Genomic DNA, 23,112 nt, shown 5'->3' with positions numbered 1-23,112 from the left:
TTATCCCCGGGCCCGGGACCGACCGCGGCGAGGTGGCGGCGGCGCGGGAGCACACCCGTGTGGGGGCCGGGTGTGCTCCCGCCCGCGTCCCGGGGGACGGACCGACCGTCCGTCCCCCGGGAGTACGAGGGGTACCGGCAAGGGAGGGACGTCAGGCCGGCAGCCCGACCGCACGCTCCCGGTTGCGGCGCTGCTGGATCACCACCGCGGCCACCAGCAGCGCCCCCTGGGCGACGTTCTGCCAGAAGGCGTTGATGCCCTGCACGGTGAGACCGTTCTGCAGCGCGCCGAGCAGCGCGACCGCCAGCAGGGTGCCGCCGATGCTGCCCTTGCCGCCCTTGAGGGCGCAGCCGCCGAGCGCGGCCGCGGTGATCGACTGGAGCTCCAGCCCCTCGCTGCCGGAGACCGGCTGGCCGCTGCCGGTGCGCGCGGTGAGCAGCACGCCGGCCAGGGCGGCGACCGTACCGGAGAGGGCGTAGGCGGCGATCAGGTACTTGTTGAGGTTGATGCCGGCCAGCCGGGCGGCGGTGTCGTTGCCGCCGATGGCGTAGATGTTGCGGCCGATGTCGGTGTACGTCAGCAGGGCGTGCACGGCGACGGCGGTGAGGATCAGCAGCCAGACCATGGTGGGCAGTCCGGCGATCTTGCCCCGGCTGAGGAAGACGAAGACCGGGTCGTTGAGCACGTAGCCCTGGGCCCGGCCGTCCGAGACGAGTTGGGCGACGCCCTTGTAGGCGGCGAGTCCGGCGAGGGTGGCGATGGTCGGGTTGACCCGGCCGTAGATGATGACGACGCCGTTGAACAGGCCGATGCCGGCGCCGATGGCCAGCGAGGCGCCGATGCCGAGGTAGGGGTTGGCGCCGGTGGAGGTGAAGACCATGGCGCTGGTCACGGAGGCCAGGCCGGCCTGGGAGCCGACCGAGATGTCGAGGCCGCCGCAGATGATCACGACGGTCTGGACGACGGCCAGCAGGCCGGAGATGGTGGCGGCCTCGGCGATGACCTGGATGTTGTCCCAGCCGACGAAGTTGGGATTGAGCGTGCCGAACAGGGCGACGACGGCGACCAGGGCGCCGATCAGGCTGAGGTTCTGACCGCCGATCGCGGCGAGCAGGGCGCGCGGGCCGCCGGACCGTGCGGGCAGGGCTCCGGTGTCCGGCGCCGGGGCGGTCGGGGGCGTGGCGGTGGTCATCGGGTCTCTCCGGTCTGGGCGGGGGTGGCGGCGGCGCGGTCGTCGGCCGCGACTCGTCGGTCGTCGTCGGCACCGTGGTCGTCGGCACGGTGGTCGGCGGCACGGTGGTCGGCGGCGCCGAGGTCGTCGGCCATGGCGAGGGCGAGGACGGCCTCCTCGGTCGCCTGTTCGCGGCTGAGCTCGCCGGTGGTGCGGCCGTTCTGCATCACCACGATCCGGTCGGCGAGGCCGAGCACTTCGGGCAGTTCGGAGGAAATGACCAGGACGGCGGTGCCCTCGCGGGCGAGGTCGGCGACGATCTGGTAGATCTCCGCCTTGGCGCCGATGTCGACGCCCCGGGTGGGCTCGTCGAGGATCAGCAGGTCGGGCCGGCGGGCGAGCCAGCGGGCCAGGACGACCTTCTGCTGGTTGCCGCCGGACAGGGTGCGCACCTCCGCCTCGACGGAGGGGGCGCGGACCCGCAGCCGGTCGGCGTACTCCTGGGCGAGGGCCTTCTCCTGGCGCTGCTTGACGAACCGCCACCGGCTGAGCCGACGCAGGCTGACCAGCGAGGTGTTGTCGCGGATCGTGCGCTGCAGGAACAGGGCCTGGGCCTTGCGCTCCTCGGGCGCCAGTCCGATCCCGGCGGCGATGGCGTCGCGCGGGCTGCGCAGCCGCAGCACCTCGCCGTTGAGGGTGACCGTGCCGGAGTGGATCGGGGCGTCGCCGGCCAGCGCGAGGGCGAGTTCGGAGCGTCCGGCGCCGATCAGCCCGGCCAGGGCGACCACCTCGCCGGCCCGGACCCGCAGGCTGATGTCGCGCACGTCGTCGGTGGTGACGCCGTCGACGTCCAGCACGACGCGGTCGGTGGCGACCTGCTGGCGGACGAACAGCGAGGACAGGTCGCGGCCCACCATGAGCCGGACGAGCTCGCCCTCGTCGGTGGCGGCGGCCTGGACCACCCCGGCGACCCGGCCGTCGCGCAGCACGGCGATCCGGTCGGCGAGCTGGAAGATCTCCTTCATCCGGTGGGAGACGTAGACGACCGCGATGCCCTCGTCGCGCAGCCGTCCGATCAGCGCGAACAGCGCCTCGACCTCGTGCTCGGAGAGCGAGGAAGTGGGCTCGTCGAAGGCGATCGCGCGCGGTGCGACCGCGCCGGTCAGGGCCCGCATGATCTCGACCAACTGGCGCTGTGCGGCGGTGAGTTCGGAGCCGAGCAGGTCCGGGTCGAGCACCTTGTCGAAGCCCAGGCGGGCCAGGTCGGCGGTGATCCGGCGGCGCAGCTCGGCGCGGTCCAGGCGGCGCAGGGCGGTGCGCGGCAGCGAGCCGGCGTAGACGTTCTCGGCGACCGGGACGTGCGGGATGATCTCGGGTTCCTGCGGGATGATCCGGATCCCGGCCCGGCGGGCGTCCTGCGGGGAGTGCAGGTCCAGGGGCCGGCCGTCCAGCAGGACGCGGCCCTCGGTGGGGCGGTGGTCGCCGGTCAGGATGCGCAGCAGGGTGGACTTTCCGGCGCCGTTCTCGCCCATCAGCGCGGTGACCTGGCCGGGTGGGAAGGAGAGCGTGACGTCCGTCAGCGCCTGGACGGCACCGAAGCGCTTGGACACCCCTTCGGCGCTCAGGCCGGCGGAGCCGTCCGGCGGTGGGAGGGGCGAGGGTTCGGGTGGGGTCATCGGGGCCTCGTTGGCAGTGCGGTACGGGCGGGGGTGCGGACGGGCCGGGGAAGCGGCGGTGACGGTGCGGCGGAACCCGGTGGCTCCGCCGCACGACCGGCCCGACGCGGCGTCGGGTGCGGCGTCAGCTGCAGGACACGCCCGCGGACTGCCAGGTGGCGGCGTCGACCATCTTGGTCGGGGCGAAGGCCTCCTTGGGGAAGTCCTTGCCGTTCTTGAGCTTGTCGTACATGGTCTGCACCGAGAGGGCGCCGACGTCCTTGCCGTTGATGAACAGGGCGGCCTTCATGCCGGAGGGCTTGCCGGCGGACCAGTCCTTGCAGGCCAGGTAGGCGCCCAGGCCGACGCCGTCGATGTCGTCCGGGCTGATCCCGGCGTTCTGCAGGGCGGTGACGGAGCCCTGGACGTTCTCGTCGTTGCAGCCCCAGGTCACCCAGTGCTTGACGCCCGGGTTGGCGGTGATGGTGGCGGCCACCTTGTCCTGGGCGCCGGTCGGGGTGTTGTCGGTGGCGACGTCGATGGCCTGCACGCCCGGCACGGCCTGGTCGAAGGCGGCCTTGGCGGCCTTGACCCGGTCGCCGCAGACGGTGACGTCCTGCTTCCAGGCGGAGATGATCCGGGTGTCGGCGGCGTTCCAGCCGGCCTTCTTGAACTCCTCGGCCGCGCGCTGGCCGACCTGCTGGCCCATCTGCTGGCCGGAGAAGCCGATCCGGGGCACCAGGTCGCCGGCGGCGCACTGGGACGGGGAGGGGCCGCTCGCGCAGACCTGGTCGTCGGAGGTGAGCAGCGCGGCCTTGGCGTCCCGGGCCGTCTGGACCACCTGCGGGCCGACCGCCGGGTCCGGCACCACGATGATCAGGCCGTTGCTCTTCTGGGCGATCGCGGCCTGCACCTCGCCGACCGTCTTGTTGGCGTCGCTGCCGAGGTTCACCACCTTGAGGTCGGCGCCCAGCTCGGCGGCCTTGGCCTTGGCCCCGGCCGCCTCGTCCACGAAGTACTGCTGGTCACCCTGCTTCTGCAGGTAGGTGATCGAGACCTTGCCGGACACCGGGGCCACCGGCGCGTCGGCCCCGGAGGAGGAGGTCTGTCCGGTGGAACAGGCCGTCAGTCCGAACGAGGTGACCAGGCTCAGCGCGGCGAGCGAGGCCAGGCGGCCACGGAGGGTGAGGTGCATGGTGGGGGCTCCTGAGGTGTGAGACCGATCGACCGTAAGCAACAGAGTCGATCAGAAAACATCGCAATCAAACGCGATGAGGCAACAGGAAACGCCCAGTTCACACTGGAGTCAAGCGTGGGTTTACCTCCGGGGCACGATCGACACCGTCTCGTTATGCCACCCGTTCCCCACGGCGCGAGCAGACCGGTCCGACGGCCGGTTCCGCGCGCGCGAAAATGCCCGCACGGCGGCCCGAGGCTGCGCGGGTGTGTGGACATGCTCGGTCGAAGCCGACCGATCACGCTGGTCAGGGGCGTTCGAATGGAGTGTGCGAGGGCACTTACTAGCCGGTAGGTAGGTGCTCGGAACAGCTTCCGACAAAGGCGGGGTCACGTCAAGAGGGCGCCCGTACGGCAGCCCGCGCCCGGCGGCCCCGCCCCGGGGCGCCGGGCCCCCGGTCGATCGTGTGCGGCAGACCCCGACGGACGGTCGACGGCGTTGATTCTTTCCTCTTCTTGTTGATTACTGTTGGAACTCGGGTCTACGCTCCGCACCGGCCCGGCGTTCCGGCATGCTCCCGCCAACGCCGGTGCTCCCCTGCACCTTCCCACCACCGGAGACGCCCATGGACCGTAGACGCCTGCCCCCGAAGCTGCGCACCGCCCTCGGCGCCGCAGCCCTGCTGCTGGGCTCCCTCGGCAGCCTCGCCACGCCCCCCGCCGCCGAGGCGGCACCCGCCGCCGCCACCTCCGGGACCGCCGTCCGGACCGCCGTCACCGTCGACGGCACCCAGCCCGGCCTCGCCTTCGACGGGGTCGGCGCGATCTCCGGCGGCGGCGGCAACTCCCGTCTCCTGGTGGACTATCCGGAGCCGCAGCGCAGCCAACTGCTGGACTACCTGTTCAAGCCCGGCTACGGCGCCTCGCTCCAGGTGCTGAAACTGGAGATCGGCGGCGACACCAACTCCACCGACGGCGCCGAGCCCAGCATCGAACACACCAAGGGCACCGTCGACTGCCACCAGGGCTACGAGTGGTGGCTCGCCGAACAGGCCAAGGCCCGCAACCCGAACATCACCTTCTACGGCCTGTCCTGGGGCGCCCCCGGCTGGATCGGGAACACCGGCAACGGCGGCACCTTCTGGTCCCAGGACACCGTCGACTACCTGATGTCCTGGATGGGCTGCGCCGCGCAGCACCACCTGAACGTCTCCTACCTCGGCGGCTGGAACGAGCGCGGCTTCGACGCCACCTGGTACGAGCACCTCAAGTCCGCGCTGGTCTCGCACGGCTACGGCTCCACCAAGGTCGTCGCCGCCGACGACACCTGGGCGGTGGCCGACGCCATGGCCACCGATCCGGCGTTCCGCGACGCCGTCGACGTCGTCGGCGTGCACTACCCGTGCGGCTACCTGGGCAGCTTCACCAGCTGTCCCAGCACCCCCACCGCACAGGGGCTCGGCAAGCCGCTGTGGGCCAGCGAGAACGGTTCCGAGGACGCCGACGGCGGCGCCACGGCGGTCGCGCGCGGGATCAACCGGGACTACCTCGACGGCAGGATGACCTCCTTCATCAACTGGCCGGTCATCGCCGCGCTCTACCCCAACCTGTACTTCTCCAGCGACGGCATGTCGATCGCCAACCAGCCGTGGTCCGGCCACTACACGATCGGCAAGACCACCTGGGCGACCGCGCACACCACCCAGTTCGCCCGCCCCGGCTGGCACTACATCGACTCCGCCAGCGGCTACCTCGGCGGCGCGCGCACCAACGGCAGCTACGTCACGCTCAAGTCCACGAACAACCGCGACTACAGCACCGTCATCGAGACCATGGACGCCACCGCGGCCCAGACCGCGAGCTTCACCGTCACCGGCGGCCTGTCCACCGGCACCGTCCACGTCTGGTCCACCGACCTGGGCTCCGACAACCCCGCGGACTGGTTCGTCCACGCCCAGGACGTCACCCCGCAGGGCGGCTCGTACACCCTCACCCTCCAGCCCGGCCACGTCTACACCGTGACCACCACCACCGGCCAGGGCCGGGGCACCGCCACCGCGCCGGCCGCCGCCCCGATGGGCCTGCCCTACGCGGACGACTTCGAGAAGGCGGCCACCACCACCTCGCCGAAGTACTTCACCGACATGAACGGCGCCTTCCAGACCGTCCCGTGCGGCGGCGGCCGCACCGGAACCTGCCTGCGCCAGATGGCCCCGACCTCGCCGATCCGCTGGACCGACGAGCCGTACGACGCGCCGTACACGATCATGGGCGACGGCAGCTGGTCCAACTACACCGTCACCGCCGACACCCTGTTCGAGCAGTCGGGCAGCGTCGAGCTCCTCGGCCGGGTCAACCAGCAGGGCCGCAACAACAACGGCCTCAACGCCTACCACCTGCGGTTCAGCGACACCGGCGCCTGGTCCATCGACAAGAGCGACACCAGCTGGAACTTCACCACCCTCGCCCACGGCACCACCACCGCACCGGGCACCGGAAGTTGGCACACCGTCACGCTGTCGATGCAGGGCACCACCCTCACCGCCGGGATCGACGGCGTCACGGTGGGCAGCGCGACCGACGCCAGCTTCACCAACGGACAGGCCGGCCTCGGCGTGACGGGCTACCGGACCGACCAGTTCGACCGCTTCGGCCTCACGCCCGGCACCCCGACCACCCACACCGGCCCGATCGCCTCCGCCCTGGCCGGCAAGTGCGTCGACGCCGCCGGCGACTCCGGCGCCAACGGCACCGCCGTCCAGCTCTGGGACTGCGACGGCGGCCCCGCCCAGGTGTGGACCTGGTCCAACGGCACCCTCACCCACGGCGGCAAGTGCCTCGACGTGACCGGCGCCGCGACCGCCAACGGCACCCCGGTCGAGCTCTGGGACTGCAACTCGGGCCCCAACCAGCAGTGGACGCCCCAACCGGACGGCACCCTGCGGAGCACCCAGTCCGGCCGCTGCCTCGACGACCCGGCCCTCGCCACCACCAACGGCACCCGCCTGGAGATCTGGGACTGCAACGCCGGCGCCAACCAGCGCTGGACCCTGCCCTAGCGGCACCACCGCCCACGAAGCGGCCGGGCCCCGTGCGGTTCCATCGCACGGGCCCCGGCCGTTTCGCCGTGCGTCTGCCCATCGCGCTGCACGCCCCTGCTCCTAACCCCGTCAGATCTGCTTGTTCCTGACTGTTCCTGCCGTGGTCTTGTCAGAAATGAGCAGAGCCCCGTACAACTGATCCCGCCGAGGCAATGCCGTTCACCATGCCCTGACCCCGAGATTCCGTGAGGTCGAAGCGTGTCAACTCCCCTCCCCCGGTGGCTCCGTGCCGCCGTCGCCTGCTGCACGACGCTCGCCGCAGCGTCCACCGGAACGCTCCTGGCCCACCCCGCGGCCGCCGCCGCGCCCGCCCCGCCGGGCGCCACCGCCCAGTACCCCGACTACGCCCCCACCCCGCCCATGGGCTGGAACGACTGGTCCTACTACCAGTGCGGGATCGACGAGAAGACGATCCTCGACAACGCCCACGCCCTGGTCACCACCGGGCTGGCGAAGAAGGGCTACGACACCGTCACCATCGACGACTGCTGGATGTCCCACCAGCGCGACGCCAAGGGCACCCTGGTCGCCGACCCGAACCTCTTCCCGCACGGAATGGCCTACGTCGGGCGCCAACTCCACCAGCTCGGGCTCAAGTTCGGCATCTACGAGGACGCCGGGACCAGCACCTGCGGCGGCTACCCCGGCTCCCTCGACCACTGGCAGCAGGACGCCGACCTGTTCGCCTCCTGGGAGGTCGACTACCTCAAACTCGACGGCTGCAACGTGCCCACCACGTCGGGCGAGACCGAGGAACAGAGCTACCGCGACACCTACGCCGCGATGAGCAGGGCCCTGCTCAACACCCACCGCCCGATCGTCTTCTCGATCTCCGCCCCCGCCTACTTCCAGGGCGCGGCGAACTGGGACTCGGTGATCCGCTGGTCCGCCAAACTCGGCAACCTGTGGCGGGAGGGCGCCGACATCGCGCTCGGCCAGGCCCCCGGCCGCGAGAAGTGGGCCTCGATCAAGGGCAACTACGGGTACAACGTCGGACTGCCCGCGCTGCAGAGCCCCGGGCGCTGGAACGACCCCGACTTCCTGCTCGCCGGCGACTCCGGGCTCAGCCAGGACGAGATCCAGAGCCAGACCTCGCTGTGGGCGATGATGGCCGCGCCGCTGATCTCCAGCACCGACCTCACCCACCTCTCTCCCGCCGCGCTGACCGTGCTCGGCAACGAGGACGTCATCGCCGTCGACCAGGACCGGCTCGGCGTCCAGGGCCGGGTCGTCCAGCACGACACCGGCTACGACGTGCTCAGCAAGCCGCTGGCCGGCGGGGACCGCGCCGTCGCGCTCTTCAACTCCTCCGACACCGCGCAGACCATCACCACCACCGCCGCCCGGGCCGGCCTGCCCTCCGCCACCGGCTACGCCCTCCACGACCTGGTGACCAAGCAGGTCACCGCGACGACCGGCGTGATCTCCGCGGACGTGCCGCCGCACGCCACCGTGCTCTACCGGGTCCACCCCGGCGCCACCCACGGCGCGGCCCCCGCGACCGCCCTCACCTGGCAGGACGTCAGCACGGCACAGACCCCCGGCACGTACCGGATCACCCTGGCCGACCACGGCGCCGTCCCGCTGAACGACACCCGGCTGCGGGTCACCGCCCCCGACGGCTGGACCGTCACCCCGGCCGGCACCGCCCTGCCCCGCGTCGAACCCGGCGGAACGGCCTCGGCCACCGTGACGGTGCACGGCCCGCAGGGCACCCCCGGAACCACCGTCACGGCGATCACCGCCACCGCGAGCTACCGGGCCCGGCCGGCCGCCGTCGACACCGTCAGCGGCGACCGGACGATCGTGCAGACCGTGCCCTACCCCTCGCTGGCCGCCGCGTTCGACAACGTCGGCACCACCTCCGAGAGTGCCCCCGCACCCGGCGACTTCGACGGCAACGGCGACAGTTACTCGACCCAGGCCCTGGCCGCCGCCGGCGCCACCCCGGGCGCCACCGTCAACGCCAACGGCCTCACCTTCACCTGGCCGGCCGCGGCCCCGGGCACCCCCGACAACGTGTCCGCCACCGGCCAGCAGATCACCCTCACCGGCCAGGGCAAGGCCCTGGGCTTCCTCGGCGCCGAAGCCGGGTTCACCGCCGGCACGGTCACCGTCACCTACACCGACGGCAGCACCAGCACCGGCCAACTCGGCTTCCCCAACTGGTGCTGCTCCCCCACCGACGCCTACGGCGCGAAGACCGCCTTCACCACGGACCACCGCAACACGCCCACCGGCCCGGCCAACTACGGCACCAGCTACGGCGTCTTCACCAACACCGTCCCCCTGACCCCCGGCCGGACGATCCGCTCCGTCACCCTGCCCGACGCCCCCGCGATCCACGTGTTCGCCCTGACCGTCCAACCCTGACCCGCACCACCCGGGCCGTCGGGCGGCCGGTCGAACCGGCCGCCCGACGGTCAGCACCGCGGGTCAGCGGCGGGAGCGGCGGTCGCGACGGGCCGCGATCAGGCTGCCACCGACCGCCAGGAACACCACCGTCGCCAGCAGCGCCGCGAACGGGTTCCCGCTCCCGGTGGGCGGCAGCGGCGGCTTGGTCGTCGGGCTCGGGCTGGGCGAATTCCGGACGGTGGTGGTGGTCGAGCAGTTGCCCGCCACCGCCCGCCGGGAGCCGCTGCCGCCCGAGCAGTTGGAGCCGTCGGCGGTCAGGCGGTTGACCAGCGCCGTGCCGCCCGCGTCCGACTTCACCGTGACGGTGTAGGTGAGCGTCTCCGTCGCACCCGGCCGGATGTCCAGCGTCCACGTCAGCCGCGGCGCCGCGTAGGCCGTCCGCCCGCTGCTGGCCCGGGCGTCGGCGTCGTACACCGCGCCGTCCAGCACCCCGGAGAGGTCGTCGGTGACGACGGCCCCGAGGTACGTGCCACTGGCCCGGTTGGTCGCGGTGACCGTGTACGTGACGGTGTCACCGGCCTTCGGGTTCGCCGGGCTCGCCTGCTTGCCGAGCAGCAGATCGTGCTGGACGGTGATCGGCTCGGTCGGTGTCGCCACCGCCGTGTGCGCGGTCACGCTCGGATCCGGGCCGCCCGTCACCACCGCCGTGTTCACCGGGACGGCCGTGGCGTTCGGGTCCAGCGTGCCGGTCAGCGTCCAGGACACCGTCGTACCGACCGGGATCTCCACCGCCGGGCAGGTCGCCGTCCCGTCCGCGACCGGGCACGCCGCCCCGTCGGCGTCGGCCGTCATCGACGCGTCGTTCACCCCGGCGGGCACCTGGTCGGTGACGACCACGTTGCGGGCCACCGAGGGCCCGTCGTTGGTCACGGTGACCCGCCACTGGATCTGCTGCCCGGCGACGACCGGGGAGGTCAGCAGCACCTTGGCCACGGTCAGCCGGGCTTGCGCCGACGGCGACGAACTCGGCGAGGCCACCGCCGTGTGGGTAGGCGTCACCGTGTCGGGTCCACCGGTCACGGTCGCCGTGTTGACCGGCGTGACGGTGGCACCGGCGTCGAGCGTGCCACGCAACGTCCAGGACCGGGTGGCACCGACGGCGATCCCGACGGCCGGACAGGTGGCCGTCCCGTTCACGATCGGGCAGACCGTACCGTCGTCCGCCGCCATCGACGCGTTCAGCACCCCGCCCGGCACCCGGTCAACGACCACCACGTCCCGGGCGACGGACGGCCCCTGGTTGGTGACGGTCACCCGCCACTGGATCTGCTGCCCCGGCACCACCGGGTCGGTCAGCAGCACCTTCGACACCGACAGCTTCGCCTGCGGTTCCGGAGTGCCGCTGGGCGAGGCGGTGGCAGTGTGCACGGGCGTGCTCGGGTCGGGCCCGCCCGTGACGGTGACCGCGTTGGTCGGCGTGACGGTGGCGTCGGCGTCCAGCGTCCCGGTGAGCGTCCAGGTCACCGTGCCACCGGCCGGGATCTCCACGGCCGGGCAGGTCGCCGTCCCGTTCGCGATCGGACACGCCGTACCGTCCTGCGCCACCATCGACGCACCCGACACCCCAGCCGGCACCTGATCGGTCACGACGACGTTCCGCGCCCGCGAAGGCCCGTTGTTCGTGACCGTCACCCGCCACTGGATCTGCTGCCCGGGCACCACCGGGTTCGTCAGCAACACCTTCGACACGGTCAGATTCGCCTGCGGCGAGGGCGAGTTCGACGGAGAAGCCACCGCCGTGTGGACGGACGCCGTCGGATCCGGACCGCCCGTGACGGTCACCGAGTTGGTCGGCGTCACGATGGCACCGGCGTCGAGCGTCCCGGAGAGCGTCCAGGTCACCGTGCCACCGGCCGGGATCTCCACGGCCGGACACGTCGCCGTACCGTCCACGATCGGGCACGCCGTACCGTCCTGCGCCACCATCGACGCACCCGACACCCCAGCCGGCACCTGATCCGTCACCACCACATTGCGCGCCCGCGAAGGCCCGTTGTTCGTGACCGTCACCCGCCACTGGATCTGCCTCCCCGGCACCACCGGATCAGTGACCAGCACCTTCGACACGACCAGATTCGCCTGCGGCGACGGCGAGTTCGACGGAGAGGCCACCGCCGTGTGGGTCGAAGCTGTCGGATCGGGACCACCGGTGACGGTCACCGTGTTGGTAGGCGTCACCGTGGCATCCTGCGCCAGCGTGCCTGTCAGCGTCCAGGTCACCGTCTGCCCCACCGGGACCTCCACCGCCGGACACGTCGCCGTACCGTTCACGATCGAGCACGCCGTACCGTCCTGCGCCACCATCGAGGCGTTCAGTACCCCAGCCGGCACCCGATCGGTCACCGCCACATCGCGCGCACGCGAAGGACCATTGTTCGTGACCGTCACCCGCCATTGGATCTGCTGCCCCGGCACCACCGGATCAGTGACCAGCACCTTCGACACGACCAGATTCGCCTGCGGCGAGGGCGAGTTGGTGGGCGAGGCCACCGCCGTGTGGGTCGGCGTGCTCGGGTCCGGTCCACCCGTCGCCGTCGCCGTGTTCGTCGGGGTAACGACGGCATCGGCATCGAGCGTCCCGCTCAGCGTGTACGAGGCCATCTGCCCGACCTCCAGCGCGATCGCCGGGCAACCGGCGACGCCGTTGGCGATCGCACACTTGGTGCCGTCCTCGTCCGAAACCATCATGGCGCCGGTGACACCGTCCGGGACCCGGTCGGTGACCACGACGTTCCGGGCCCGCGAGGGACCGTTGTTGGTGACGGTCACCCGCCACTGGACCGTCCCGCCCGGCACCACCGGGTCGGTGACCAGCACCTTGGCCAGGCTCAGCCGCGCCTGCGGCGAGGGCGAGCCGGTGGGCGAGGCCACCGCCGTGTGGGCCGTCGTGCTCGGGTCCGGCCCGCCGGTCACGACCGCGGTGTTGCCGGGCACCGTCGTCGCGTCCTGGGCGAGGGTGCCGGCGACCGTGTACGTCACCGTTCCGCCGACCGGGATCTCGACCGCCGGGCAGGTCGCCACACCGCCGGAGACCGGGCAGTCCGCGTTCGTCGCGTCCGGCGTCAGCACGGCGCCGACGACGCCGTCCGGGAGCCGGTCGCTGACCACCACGTTCCGGGCCCGGCTCGGCCCGTCGTTGGTCACGCTGATCCGCCACTCGATCCGCTGTCCGGGCACCACCGGGTCGGTCACCAGCACCTTCGACACCGTAAGGCGGGCCTGTGGCACGACCGTCTCACTGGCCTCCGCGGTCGCCGTGTGGGCCGTCGCCGTCGGGTCGGGACCGCCGGTGACGACGGCGACGTTGGCCGGGGTGCTGGTCGCCGCCGGGTCGAGCGTCCCGGTGACCGTGTAGGACGCGGTGGCGCCGGCCGGGATCTCGACGGCGGGGCAGGTCGCCACGCCGTTGCTGATCGGGCAGGTCGAGCCGTCCGCATCCGAGGTCATCCCGGGGGCGTTGACCATCGCCGGGATCGTGTCGGTCACGACCACGTTCCGGGCCCGCGACGGCCCACCGTTGGTGACCGTCACCCGCCACTGGATCTTCTCCCCCGGCACCACCGGGTTGGTCACCAGCACCTTGGCGATGCTCAGGTTCGCCTGCGGCGAGGGCGAGTTGGTGGGCGAGGCCACCGCCGTGCGGGCGGTCACACTCGGGTCGGGGCCACCCGTCACCACCGCCGTGTTCGTCGGTGTCGCCGTCGCGTCCGGCGCCAGCGTCCCGGTCAGCGTGTACGAGGCGACCTGCCCGACCTCCAGCTCGATCGCCCCGCACACCGCCGTCCCGCCGGTGATCGGGCACCGGCCGGCATCGGCGTCCGATTGGAGCACCGCATCGGAGACTCCGTCCGGGATCCGGTCACTGACGACGACGTTCCGGGCTCGCGAGGGACCGTTGTTGGTCACCGACACCCGCCACTGGATCTTCTCCCCCGGCACCACCGGGTTCGTCAGCAGGACCTTCGACACGGTCAGACTCGCCTGCGGCGAAGGCGGGTTCGATGGCGAGGCCACCGCCGTGTGCGCCGTCGCACTCGGGTCGGGTCCGCCCGTCACCACCGCCGTGTTCGTCGGCGTCACCGTCGCGTCCTGCATGAGTGTGCCGCTCAGTGTGTACGTCTGCGACCGGCCGACCTCCAACTCGATCGCCGGGCAGGCGGCCGTCCCGTTCGTGATCGGGCAGACGGTCCCGTCGGCGGCGGTCATGCTCGCACCGCTGACACCGTCCGGGATCCGGTCCGTGACCACGACGTTCCGGGCCCGCGAGGGACCGCCGTTGGTGACGGTCACCCGCCACTGGATCTGCTGCCCGGGCACCACCGGGTTCGTCAGCAGCACCTTCGACACGGTCAGCTTCGCCTGCGGCGAGGGCGAGTTGGAGGGCGACGCCACCGCCGTGTGGACGGACGCCGTCGGATCCGGACCACCGGTGACGGTCGCCGTGTTGGTCGGCGTCACCGTCGCGTCCGGGCCGAGGGTCCCGGTGAGCGTCCAGGTCAGCGTCTGCCCGACCGGGATCTCCACTGCCGGGCAGGACGCCGTCCCGTTCGTGATCGGGCACGCCGTACCGTCCTGCGCCACCATCGACGCGTTCGACACCCCGGCGGGCACGTGATCGGTCACGATGACGTTCCGCGCCCGCGACGGACCGTTGTTCGTGACGCTCACGCGCCACTGGATCTGCTGGCCCGGCACCACCGGGTCGGTGACCAGCGCCTTCGACACCGACAGATTCGCCTGCGGTGAGGGCGAGTTCGACGGCGAAGCCACCGCCGTGTGCGCCGTCGCACTCGGGTCGGGTCCGCCCGTCACCACCGCCGTGTTCGTCGGCGTCACCGTGGCGTCCGGGCCGAGGGTCCCGGTGAGCGTCCAGGTCAGCGTCTGCCCGACCGGGATCTCCACCGCCGGGCAGGTCGCCGTCCCGTTCGCGATCGGACACGCCGTGCCGTCCTGTGCCGCCATCGACGCGTTCGACACCCCAGCCGGCACCTGGTCCGTCACCACGACGTTCCGCGCCCGCGAAGGACCGCTGTTCGTGACGGACACCCGCCACTGCACCAGCTGGCCGGGCACGACCGGGTTGGTCAGCAGCACCTTCGACACGGTCAGCTTCGCCTGTGGCAAGGGCGAGTTGGAGGGAGACGCCACCGCCGTGTGGACGGACGCCGTCGGATCCGGACCACCGGCGACGGTCGCCGTGTTGGTCGGCGTGACCATGGCGTCCTGCGCCAGCGTGCCGGAGAGCGTCCAGGTCAGTGTCTGCCCGACCGGGATCTCCACCGCCGGGCACGTCGCGACACCGTTACTGATCGGGCAGTTGGCCCCGTCAGCATCCGCCGCCATCGAGGCACCGTTCACCCCAGCCGGCACCTGGTCCGTCACCACGACGTCCCGCGCCCGCGAAGGCCCGTTGTTCGTGACGGACACCCGCCACTGAATCTGCTGGCCCGGCACCACCGGGTCGGTGACCAGCACCTTCGACACGGTCAGATTCGCCTGCGGCGCAGGCGAGTTCGACGGGGACGCCACCGCAGTGTGCGCCGTGGCCGATGGGTCGGGGCCGCCGGTGACGACCGCTGTGTTGGTCGGCGTGGTCATCGCGTTGGAGTCGAGCGTGCCGGAGAGCGTCCAGCTCAGCGTCTGCCCGGCCGGAATCTCCGCCGCCGGACACGTCGCCACCCCGCTGCTGATCGGGCAGTTGGCCCCGTCGGCATCCGCCACCATCGAGGCACCGTTCACCCCAGGCGGCACCTGGTCCGTCACCACAACGTCCCGCGCCCGCGACGGCCCGTTGTTCGTGACGGACACCCGCCACTGCACCTGCTGGCCCGGCACCACGGGGTCGGTGAGGAGAACCTTCGACACCGTCAACCTCGCCTGCGGCGCGGGCGAGTTCGAAGCGGACGCCACCGCAGTGTGCGCGGTCGCAGCCGGATCCGGGCCACCGGTGACCACCGCCGTGTTCGTCGGCGTGGTGGTCGCGTCCGGTGCCAGCGTGCCGGTCAGGGTCCAGGTCACGGACGAGCCCGCGGGGATCTCCACCGCCGGGCAGGTCGCCGTCCCGTTCGCGATCGGGCACGCGGTCCCACCGGAGGCCGTCATGCTCGGGTCGTTCACACCGGCCGGAACGTTGTCCGTGACAACGACGTTCCGCGCCCGCGAAGGCCCGTTGTTGGTGACGGTCACCCGCCACCGAATCTGCTGGCCCGGCACCACAGGGTCGGTGAGCAGCACCTTGGAGATGGTGAGGCCCGCCCGTGGCGTCGGCGACGACGTCGGCGACGCCACCGCCGTGTGCGCCGTCGCGCTCGGGTCGGGACCGCCCGTCACCACCGCCGTGTTGGCCGGGGTCGTCGTCGCATTGGGGTCGAGGGTGCCGTTGAGTGTCCAGGTCAGCGTCTGCCCGGCCGGAATCTCCACCGCCGGACACGTCGCGAGCCCATTGGCGATCGGGCAGTTGGCGCCGTCGGCGTCCGCCGTCATCGACGCACTGTTGACACCGGCCGGCACCTGGTCCGTCACCACCACGTTCCGCGCCCGCGAGGGACCGCTGTTGGTGACCGTCACCCGCCACTGGATCTGCTGGCCCGGCACGACCGGGTTCGTCAGCAACACCTTGCCGATGCTCAGCCCGGCCTGCGGGGTCGGCGACGAAGTCGGCGACGCCACCGCCGTGTGGCTGGAGGCCGTCGGATCAGGACCACCGGTCACGGTGACACCGTTGGTGGGCGTCGTGGTGGCGTTCGGGTCGAGCGTCCCGGACAGCGTCCAGGTCATGGTCTGCCCGGCCGGGATCTCCACCGCAGGGCACGTCGCAACGCCATTGGCGACCGGGCAGGTGGAACCGTCCGAGCCAGTCATCGAAGCGCCGCTCACCCCGGCCGGCACCTGGTCCGTCACCACCACGTTCCGAGCCCGCGACGGGCCGCTGTTGGTGACGCTCACCTGCCACTGGATCTGCTGCCCCGGCACGACCGGACTCGTGACCAGCACCTTCGATACGGTCAGATTCGCCTGCGGTGACGGCGAGTTGGACGGAGAAGCCACCGCCGTGTGCGAGGACGCCGTCGGATCCGGACCACCCGTCACCGTCACCGTGTTCGTCGGCGTCGTCGTCGCATCGGAAGCAAGCGTGCCCGTCAAGGTCCAGGTCACCGTCTGGCCCGCCGGGATCTCCACCGCCGGACACGTCGCCACACCACCACTGATCGGACAGCTGACCCCACCCGCATCGGCCCGCATCGAGGCATCGTTCACCCCGGACGGCACCTGGTCCGCCACCACCACATTCCGTGCCCGCGAAGGCCCGCTGTTCGTGACGCTCACGCGCCACTGGATCTCCTGCCCCGGCACCACCGGGTTCGTCAGCAACGCCTTCGACACGGTCAGATTCGCCTGCGGTGACGGCGAGTTGGACGGAGAAGCCACCGCCGTGTGCGTGGAGGCCGTCGGATCCGGACCACCGGTGACGGTCACGGTGTTGGTCGGCGTCACCGTGGCGTCCTGCGCCAGCGTGCCGGAGAGCGTCCAGGTCATCGTCTGCCCGGCCGGGATCTCCACCGCCGGACACGTCGCGACACCGTTGGCAATCAGGCACGTGGAGCCGTCCGAGCCCGTCATCGAAGCGCCGCTCACCCCGGCCGGCACCCGATCCGTCACCACCACGTTCCGCGCCCGCGACGGCCCGTTGTTGGTCACCGACACCTGCCACTGGATCTGCTGACCAGGCACCACCGGGTTCGTCAGCAGCACCTTCGACACGGTCAGATTCGCACGCGGCGACGGCGACGTGCTCGGCGAGGCGACGGCGGTGTGCGCGGTGGTGGACGGGTCGGGCCCGCCGGTGACGACCGCCGTGTTGGTCGGCGTGGTCGTCGCGTTGGAGTCGAGCGTGCCGGAGAGCGTCCAGGTCATCGTCTGTCCGGCCGGGATCTCCACCGCCGGGCAGGTCGCGACACCGTTGGCGATCGGGCAGGTGGAACTGTCGGAGCCCGTCATCGAGGCACCGCTCACCCCGGCCGGCACCTGGTCCGCCACCACCACGTTCCGCGCCCGCGACGGCCCGGTGTTGGTCACCGACACCTGCCACTGGATCTGCTGACCAGGCACCACCGGATCGGTGAGCAGCACCTTCGAGACGACGAGCTCGGCCTGCGGCGACGGCGTCGAGGTCGGCGAGGCGATGGCGGTGTGCGTGGACGCCGACGGGTCGGGCCCGCCCGTGACCGTCACGGTGTTCGTCGGCGTCACGGTCGCGTCCGGTGCCAGCGTGCCGGTCAGGGTCCAGGTCGCGGAGGAGCCCGCAGGGATCTCCACTGCGGGGCAGGTCGCCGTCCCGTTCGCGATCGGGCACGTGGTCCCGCCGGAGGCCGTCATGCTCGGGTCGTTCACACCGGCCGGCACCGTGTCCGTGACGACGACGTTCCGAGCGCGCGAAGGCCCGTTGTTCGTGACGGTCACCCGCCACTGGATCTGCTGCCCAGGGATCACCGGATCGGTGAGCAGCACCTTCGAGACGACGAGCTTGGCCTGCGGCGTCGGCGAGGCGCTCGGGGAGGCCACCGCGGTACGGGCGGTGGCCGACGGGTCGGGGCCGCCCGTCACCACCGCCGTGTTCGTCGGCGTCGTCGTCGCGTCGGGCGAGAGCGTGCCGGTCAGCGTCCAGGTGAGGGTCTGCCCGGCCGGGATCTCCACGGCAGGGCAGGTCGCGGTGCCGCTGCTGACGGGGCAGTTGGCGCCGTCGGCGTCCGCCGCCATCGAGGCGTTGGTGACGCTCGCCGGTACCTGGTCGGTGACGACGACGTTCCGGGCACGCGAGGGACCGTTGTTGGTGACGCTGACGCGCCACTGGACCTGCTGGCCCGGCACCACCGGGCTGGTCAGCAGTACCTTGCCGATGCTCAGCCCGGCCTGCGGCGTCGGCGTCGCGGTCGGCGAGGCCACCGCCGTGTGGGTGGAAGCCGTCGGGTCAGGACCGCCGGTCACCGTCACGGAGTTGGTCGGCGTGGTGGTCGCATTGGGGTCCAGCGTGCCGCTGAGTGTCCAGGTCATGGTCTGGCCCGCCGGGATCTCCACCGCCGGGCACGTCGCCACTCCCCCGCTGACCGAGCAGGTGGAACCGTCCGCCCCCGTCATCGTGGCGTTGGTCACCCCGGCCGGCACCCGATCCGTCACCACCACGTTCCGCGCCCGCGAAGGCCCGCTGTTGGTCACCGACACCTGCCACTGGATCTGCTGCCCCGGCACCACCGGGTTCGTCAGCAGCACCTTCGACACGGTCAGATTCGCCTGCGGCGACGGCAAGTTGGACGGAGAAGCCACCGCCGTGTGGGTGGAAGCCGCCGGATCCGGACCACCCGTGACCGTCACCGTGTTCGTCGGCGTCGCCGTCGCATCGGAAGCGAGCGTGCCCGTCAACGTCCACGTCACCGTCTGCCCGGCCGGGATCTCCACCGCCGGACACGTCGCCACACCACCACTGATCGGACAGGCCGCTCCACCCGCATCGGCCCGCATCGAGGCATCGTTCACCCCGGGCGGCACCTGATCCGTCACCACCACGTTCCGCGCCCGCGAAGGCCCGCTGTTGGTGACGGTCACCCGCCACTGGATCTCCTGCCCCGGCACCACCGGGTTCGTCAGCAGCACCTTCGACACCTTCAGATTCGCCTGCGGCGACGGCGAACTCGACGGCGACGCCACCGCCGTGTGCGTGGACGCCGTCGGATCCGGACCACCCGTCACCGTCACCGTGTTCGTCGGCGTGGTGGTCGCGTTCGGGTCCAGGGTCCCGGAGAGCGTCCACGTCATCGTCTGCCCGGCCGGGATCTCCACCGCAGGACACGTCGCCACACCACCACTGATCGGACAGGCGGAACCGTCCGAACCGGTCATCGAAGCGCCGCTCACCCCGGCCGGCACCCGATCCGTCACCACCACGTTCCGCGCCCGCGAAGGCCCGCTGTTGGTCACCGACACCTGCCACTGGATCTGCTGCCCCGGCACCACCGGGTTCGTCAGCAGCACCTTCGATACGGCCAGGTTCGCCTGCGGCGAAGGCGAGTTGGAGGCCGAGGCCACCGCCGTGTGCGTGGACGCCGCCGGATCCGGGCCACCCGTGACCGTCACCGTGTTCGTCGGGGTCGCCGTGGCGTTCGGGTCCAGCGTTCCCGTGAGCGTCCAGTTCAGCGCCTGGCCGGCCGGGATCTCGACGGCCGGGCAGGCGGCGACGCCACCGCTGATCGGGCAGGTGGTGCCGTTCGGCCCGGTCATGGTGGCGTTGTTGACGCCGGCCGGGATCTGGTCGCTGACCACGACGTTCCGGGCCCGCGACGGGCCGGAGTTGAAGACGTTGATCCGCCACTGGATCTGTTGGCCGGGCACCACCGGGTTGGTCACCAGCGACTTGGAGACCTGGAGGCCGGCCTGCGGCGTGGGCGTGCCGGTCGGCGAGGCCATGGCGGTGCGGGTCGAGGCCGACGGGTCGGGCCCGCCCGTGACCGTGACGGTGTTCGTCGGGGTGGTGGTGGCGTTGGGGTCGAGCGAGCCGCTGAGCGTCCAGCTCAGGGCGGAGCCCGCCGGGATCTCGACCGCCGGGCAGGTCGCGACACCGCCGCTGATCGAACAGGCGGCCCCGTCCGCGTCCGCCTTCATCGAAGCGCCGCTCACCCCGGCCGGCACCTGATCCGTCACCACCACGTTCCGCGCCCGCGACGGACCGCTGTTGGCGACCGTCACCCGCCACTGGATCTGCTGCCCCGGCACCACCGGGCTGGTCAGCAGGGATTTGGAGACGGTCAGGTTGGCCTGCGGCGTCGGCGGGGCGCTCGGCGAGGCCACCGCCGTACGAGCCGTGGCCGACGGGTCGGGGCCGCCCGTCACCACCGCCGTGTTCGTCGGCGTCGTCGTCGCGTCGGGCGAGAGCGTGCCGCTCAGCGTCCAGCTCGCGGACGAGCCCGCGGGGATCTCCGCCGCCGGGCAGGTCGCGACGCCGCCGCTGATCGGACAGGCGGCCCCGTCCGTGTCCGCCTTCATCGAAGCGCCGCTCACCCCGGCCGGCACCTGATCCGTCACCACCACGTTCCGCGCCCGCGACGGACCGCTGTTGGCGACCGTCACCCGCCACTGCACCTGCTGCCCGGGCACCACGGGGCTGGTCAGCAGCGTCTTCGAGATGGTCAGGCCGGCCTGCGGCGTGGGCGTGCCGGTCGGCGAGGCGACGGCGGTGCGCGAGGAGGCCGACGGGTCGGGGCCGCCGGTGACGACGGCGGAGTTGGCGGGCGTGGTGGTCGCGTCGGGGTCGAGTGTGCCGCTGAGCGTCCAGCTGGCGGTGCCGTTGACCGGGATGGTGACGCCCGGGCAGGTGGCGGTGCCGTTGCTGATCGGACACGCCGAGGAGCCCTGGTCGTTGACCATGCCCGCGCCGGTGACCCCGGCCGGGATCCGGTCGGTGACCTGGACGTTGCGGGCCGTCGAGGGACCGGTGTTGGTGACCTTGACCTGCCACTTGATCTGCTGGCCCGGCACCACCGGGTTGGTCAGCAGGGTCTTGGAGACGACCAGGTTCGCCTTGCGGTCCGGCGGGATCGGGTTCGTGGCGCTGGTGCAGTTCGGTGAGCAGGTGGGGTCGGTGGCGCCGGTCGGCGGTGTGACGGTGGCCCGGTTGTCCAGGGCCCCGTTGGCGTCCGCCGGCACCGTGCCGGTGAGGGTGTACGTCACCCGGCCGCCCGCCGGGATGTCGACGGTCGTGTCGATGTTGCCGGTGCCGGACGCGGTGCTGCCGCAACTGCTCCCGCCGGCGGCCGTGCAGCTCCAGGTGAAGTTCTGGATCGAGGTGGGCAGGGTGTCCCGGACGGCGGTGCCGACGGCGTCGGAGGGGCCGTCGTTCTTCACGACGATGGTGTAGGTCAGCGGCTGCCCGGGCACGTAGGGGTTCTTGTCGGGCGTCTTGGTCACCGACAGTCCGGTGGTCACCCGGCCCGGGGTGTCGACGGTGCTGGAGCAGGTCGGACCGCAGTTCGGGTCCGTCGTGGCGCTGGGGCGGGTCACGGTCGCGGTGTTCGACAGGGTGCCCGTGGTCCCGGACGGGACCGTGCCCGTCACCGTGTACGTCACGGAGTCGTTCACCGCGATCGTCGCCGTGGTGTCGATGCTGCCCGTGCCGCTCGCGTCGCCGCAGGCGCTGCTCGCGGAGCCGGCCGAGCAGGTCCAGGTGAACCCGGACAGTGCGGAGGGCAGCGCGTCCCGCACCGCCGCGCCGACGGCCGGCGCCGGGCCGGCGTTGCTGACCACGACGGTGTAGGTGAGGGTCCGGCCCGGGACATAGGTGGTCGGGGAGGCCGTCTTCGCGATGGACAGGCCGGTCTGCGTCACCCACTCCAGGGTGACCTCGCCGTTGCCGCCGTTGGTGGTGCCGCCGCCGTTGCCGATGCCGGAGCCGTAGAGCGCGTCGCTGCGTCCTGCGGCCAGGCCGCCCTGGCCGTTGGCGGCGCTGTTGGCGCCGGCGCTGGTCTGCGCGTTGGTCACCCCGGTGCCGCCGGTGTAGCCGGAGCCGCCACCGCCCATGCCGTTCAGCTCCAGGGAGCTCGCGCCCTGGCAGGCGCCGCCACCGCCGCCGTACAGGCCGCCGCCACCACCGCCGCCGCCCTCGTTGTTGTTGGGCGCGCCGCTGCCGCCGAGGAAGCGGCTGCCCGCCGTGGCGCTGCCGCAGCTGGTCTGGGTGGCGGCCGCACCGCCGGCGCTCTGGGTGCCGCCGCGGCCGGAGCTCGCCGGGCGGTTGTCCTGGCCGCCGGTGGTCCCGCCGCCGCCGCCCGCGGCGGGGGTGCCGGTGTCGGCGCCCGGCGAGGAACCGCCGCCGCCGCCGGCGATCAGGAGCGGGGTGCCGCCGTAGTTGCCGTTCCACACGGCGCTCATGCCGCCGCCCGTGGCACCCGTCGCCAGGCCGCTGCCGGCCCCGCCCCGCCCACCGGCCCCGCCGCCGCCGTACACCGCGGTGGTCCGGTTCATCACCCCGCCCTGCCCGGAGGTGACGGTCAGGCTCTGGCCGGGTGTCACCGCGATGGTGCCGGTGGTGTAGCCGCCGCCACCGCCGCCGAACTGGCCGGTGTAGTAGGCGCTCGGCGAGCCGCCGCCACCGCCGCCCCAGAGCCGCGCGTAGACGCTGGTGACGCCGGCGGGCACGGTGAAGGTCTGGTCGCCGCCGCTGTACGTGAACCGGGTGCAGTTGGTGAAGTTGCCGGTCGGCGTGCACGCCACCAGCGCCCGCTGCTCCTCGGACGGCTCCTGCGGCGCGTACCCGGGCGGGGCCGCGGCCAGCGCGAGCCCGCCCTGGGGCACCAGGCAGAGCAGCGCGAGCACACCGCGCATGGCCGTCGGGAACCGACCGCCGAGCAACGACCTCACCGGAGCCATCCGGCGTCTCCTCTCGCGACCGCCCACCCACGGCGACGTGGGTGGGCGGACAACACGATCGTCACGCGAATGCCCGCGTGCGTGTCAGGAGAATTGCCGAGGTCAGCGGCCGCACGGATGACCCGACATCGTGTCATCGTATTTTCGGGTCGGAATGCGCGCTTTCGGCCCAGCGCCGGACATC

6 protein-coding genes are annotated in these 23,112 nt (G+C 72.3%); 2 read left to right on the top strand and 4 right to left on the bottom strand.

All coding sequences use genetic code 11. The features are described from left to right. Positions 1 to 151 precede the first annotated feature (151 nt). The 3 genes from ACZ58X_RS25900 to ACZ58X_RS25890 form a co-directional block, all read right to left on the bottom strand. Positions 152 to 1,192, bottom strand: coding sequence for an ABC transporter permease (locus ACZ58X_RS25900; RefSeq protein ID WP_470335983.1), 1,041 nt, complete (start codon positions 1,190 to 1,192; stop codon positions 152 to 154). Next, on the bottom strand, positions 1,189 to 2,847 hold the full coding sequence (locus tag ACZ58X_RS25895; protein ID WP_470335982.1) for a sugar ABC transporter ATP-binding protein: 1,659 nt from the start codon (positions 2,845 to 2,847) through the stop codon (positions 1,189 to 1,191). The genes ACZ58X_RS25900 and ACZ58X_RS25895 overlap by 4 nt, the downstream gene beginning before the upstream one ends. 124 nt (positions 2,848 to 2,971) lie before the next feature. Then, complete coding sequence (locus ACZ58X_RS25890; RefSeq protein ID WP_470335981.1) at positions 2,972 to 4,021, bottom strand: substrate-binding domain-containing protein; 1,050 nt, start codon at positions 4,019 to 4,021, stop codon at positions 2,972 to 2,974. A 607-nt stretch (positions 4,022 to 4,628) separates the two neighbouring features. On the opposite strand from ACZ58X_RS25890, the gene ACZ58X_RS25885 reads away from it, so the two are divergent. Both ACZ58X_RS25885 and ACZ58X_RS25880 read left to right on the top strand, forming a co-directional pair. Further along, positions 4,629 to 7,061, top strand: a complete 2,433-nt coding sequence (locus ACZ58X_RS25885) for an RICIN domain-containing protein (RefSeq protein WP_470335980.1) — start codon at positions 4,629 to 4,631, stop codon at positions 7,059 to 7,061. 240 nt (positions 7,062 to 7,301) lie between these two features. After that, on the top strand, positions 7,302 to 9,476 hold the full coding sequence (locus tag ACZ58X_RS25880) for an NEW3 domain-containing protein (RefSeq protein WP_470335979.1): 2,175 nt from the start codon (positions 7,302 to 7,304) through the stop codon (positions 9,474 to 9,476). A 63-nt stretch (positions 9,477 to 9,539) separates the two neighbouring features. Here ACZ58X_RS25880 and ACZ58X_RS25875 read toward each other — a convergent pair whose 3' ends face one another. Next, positions 9,540 to 22,928 carry a DUF7927 domain-containing protein gene (locus ACZ58X_RS25875; protein ID WP_470335978.1) on the bottom strand — a complete coding sequence of 4,463 codons (13,389 nt, stop codon included), beginning with the start codon at positions 22,926 to 22,928 and terminating at the stop codon, positions 9,540 to 9,542. Between the last annotated feature and the right edge of the window lie 184 nt (positions 22,929 to 23,112).

The organism is Kitasatospora sp. NPDC040550 (assembly GCF_055594965.1).
This window is presented reverse-complemented; position numbering and strand designations above follow the sequence as displayed.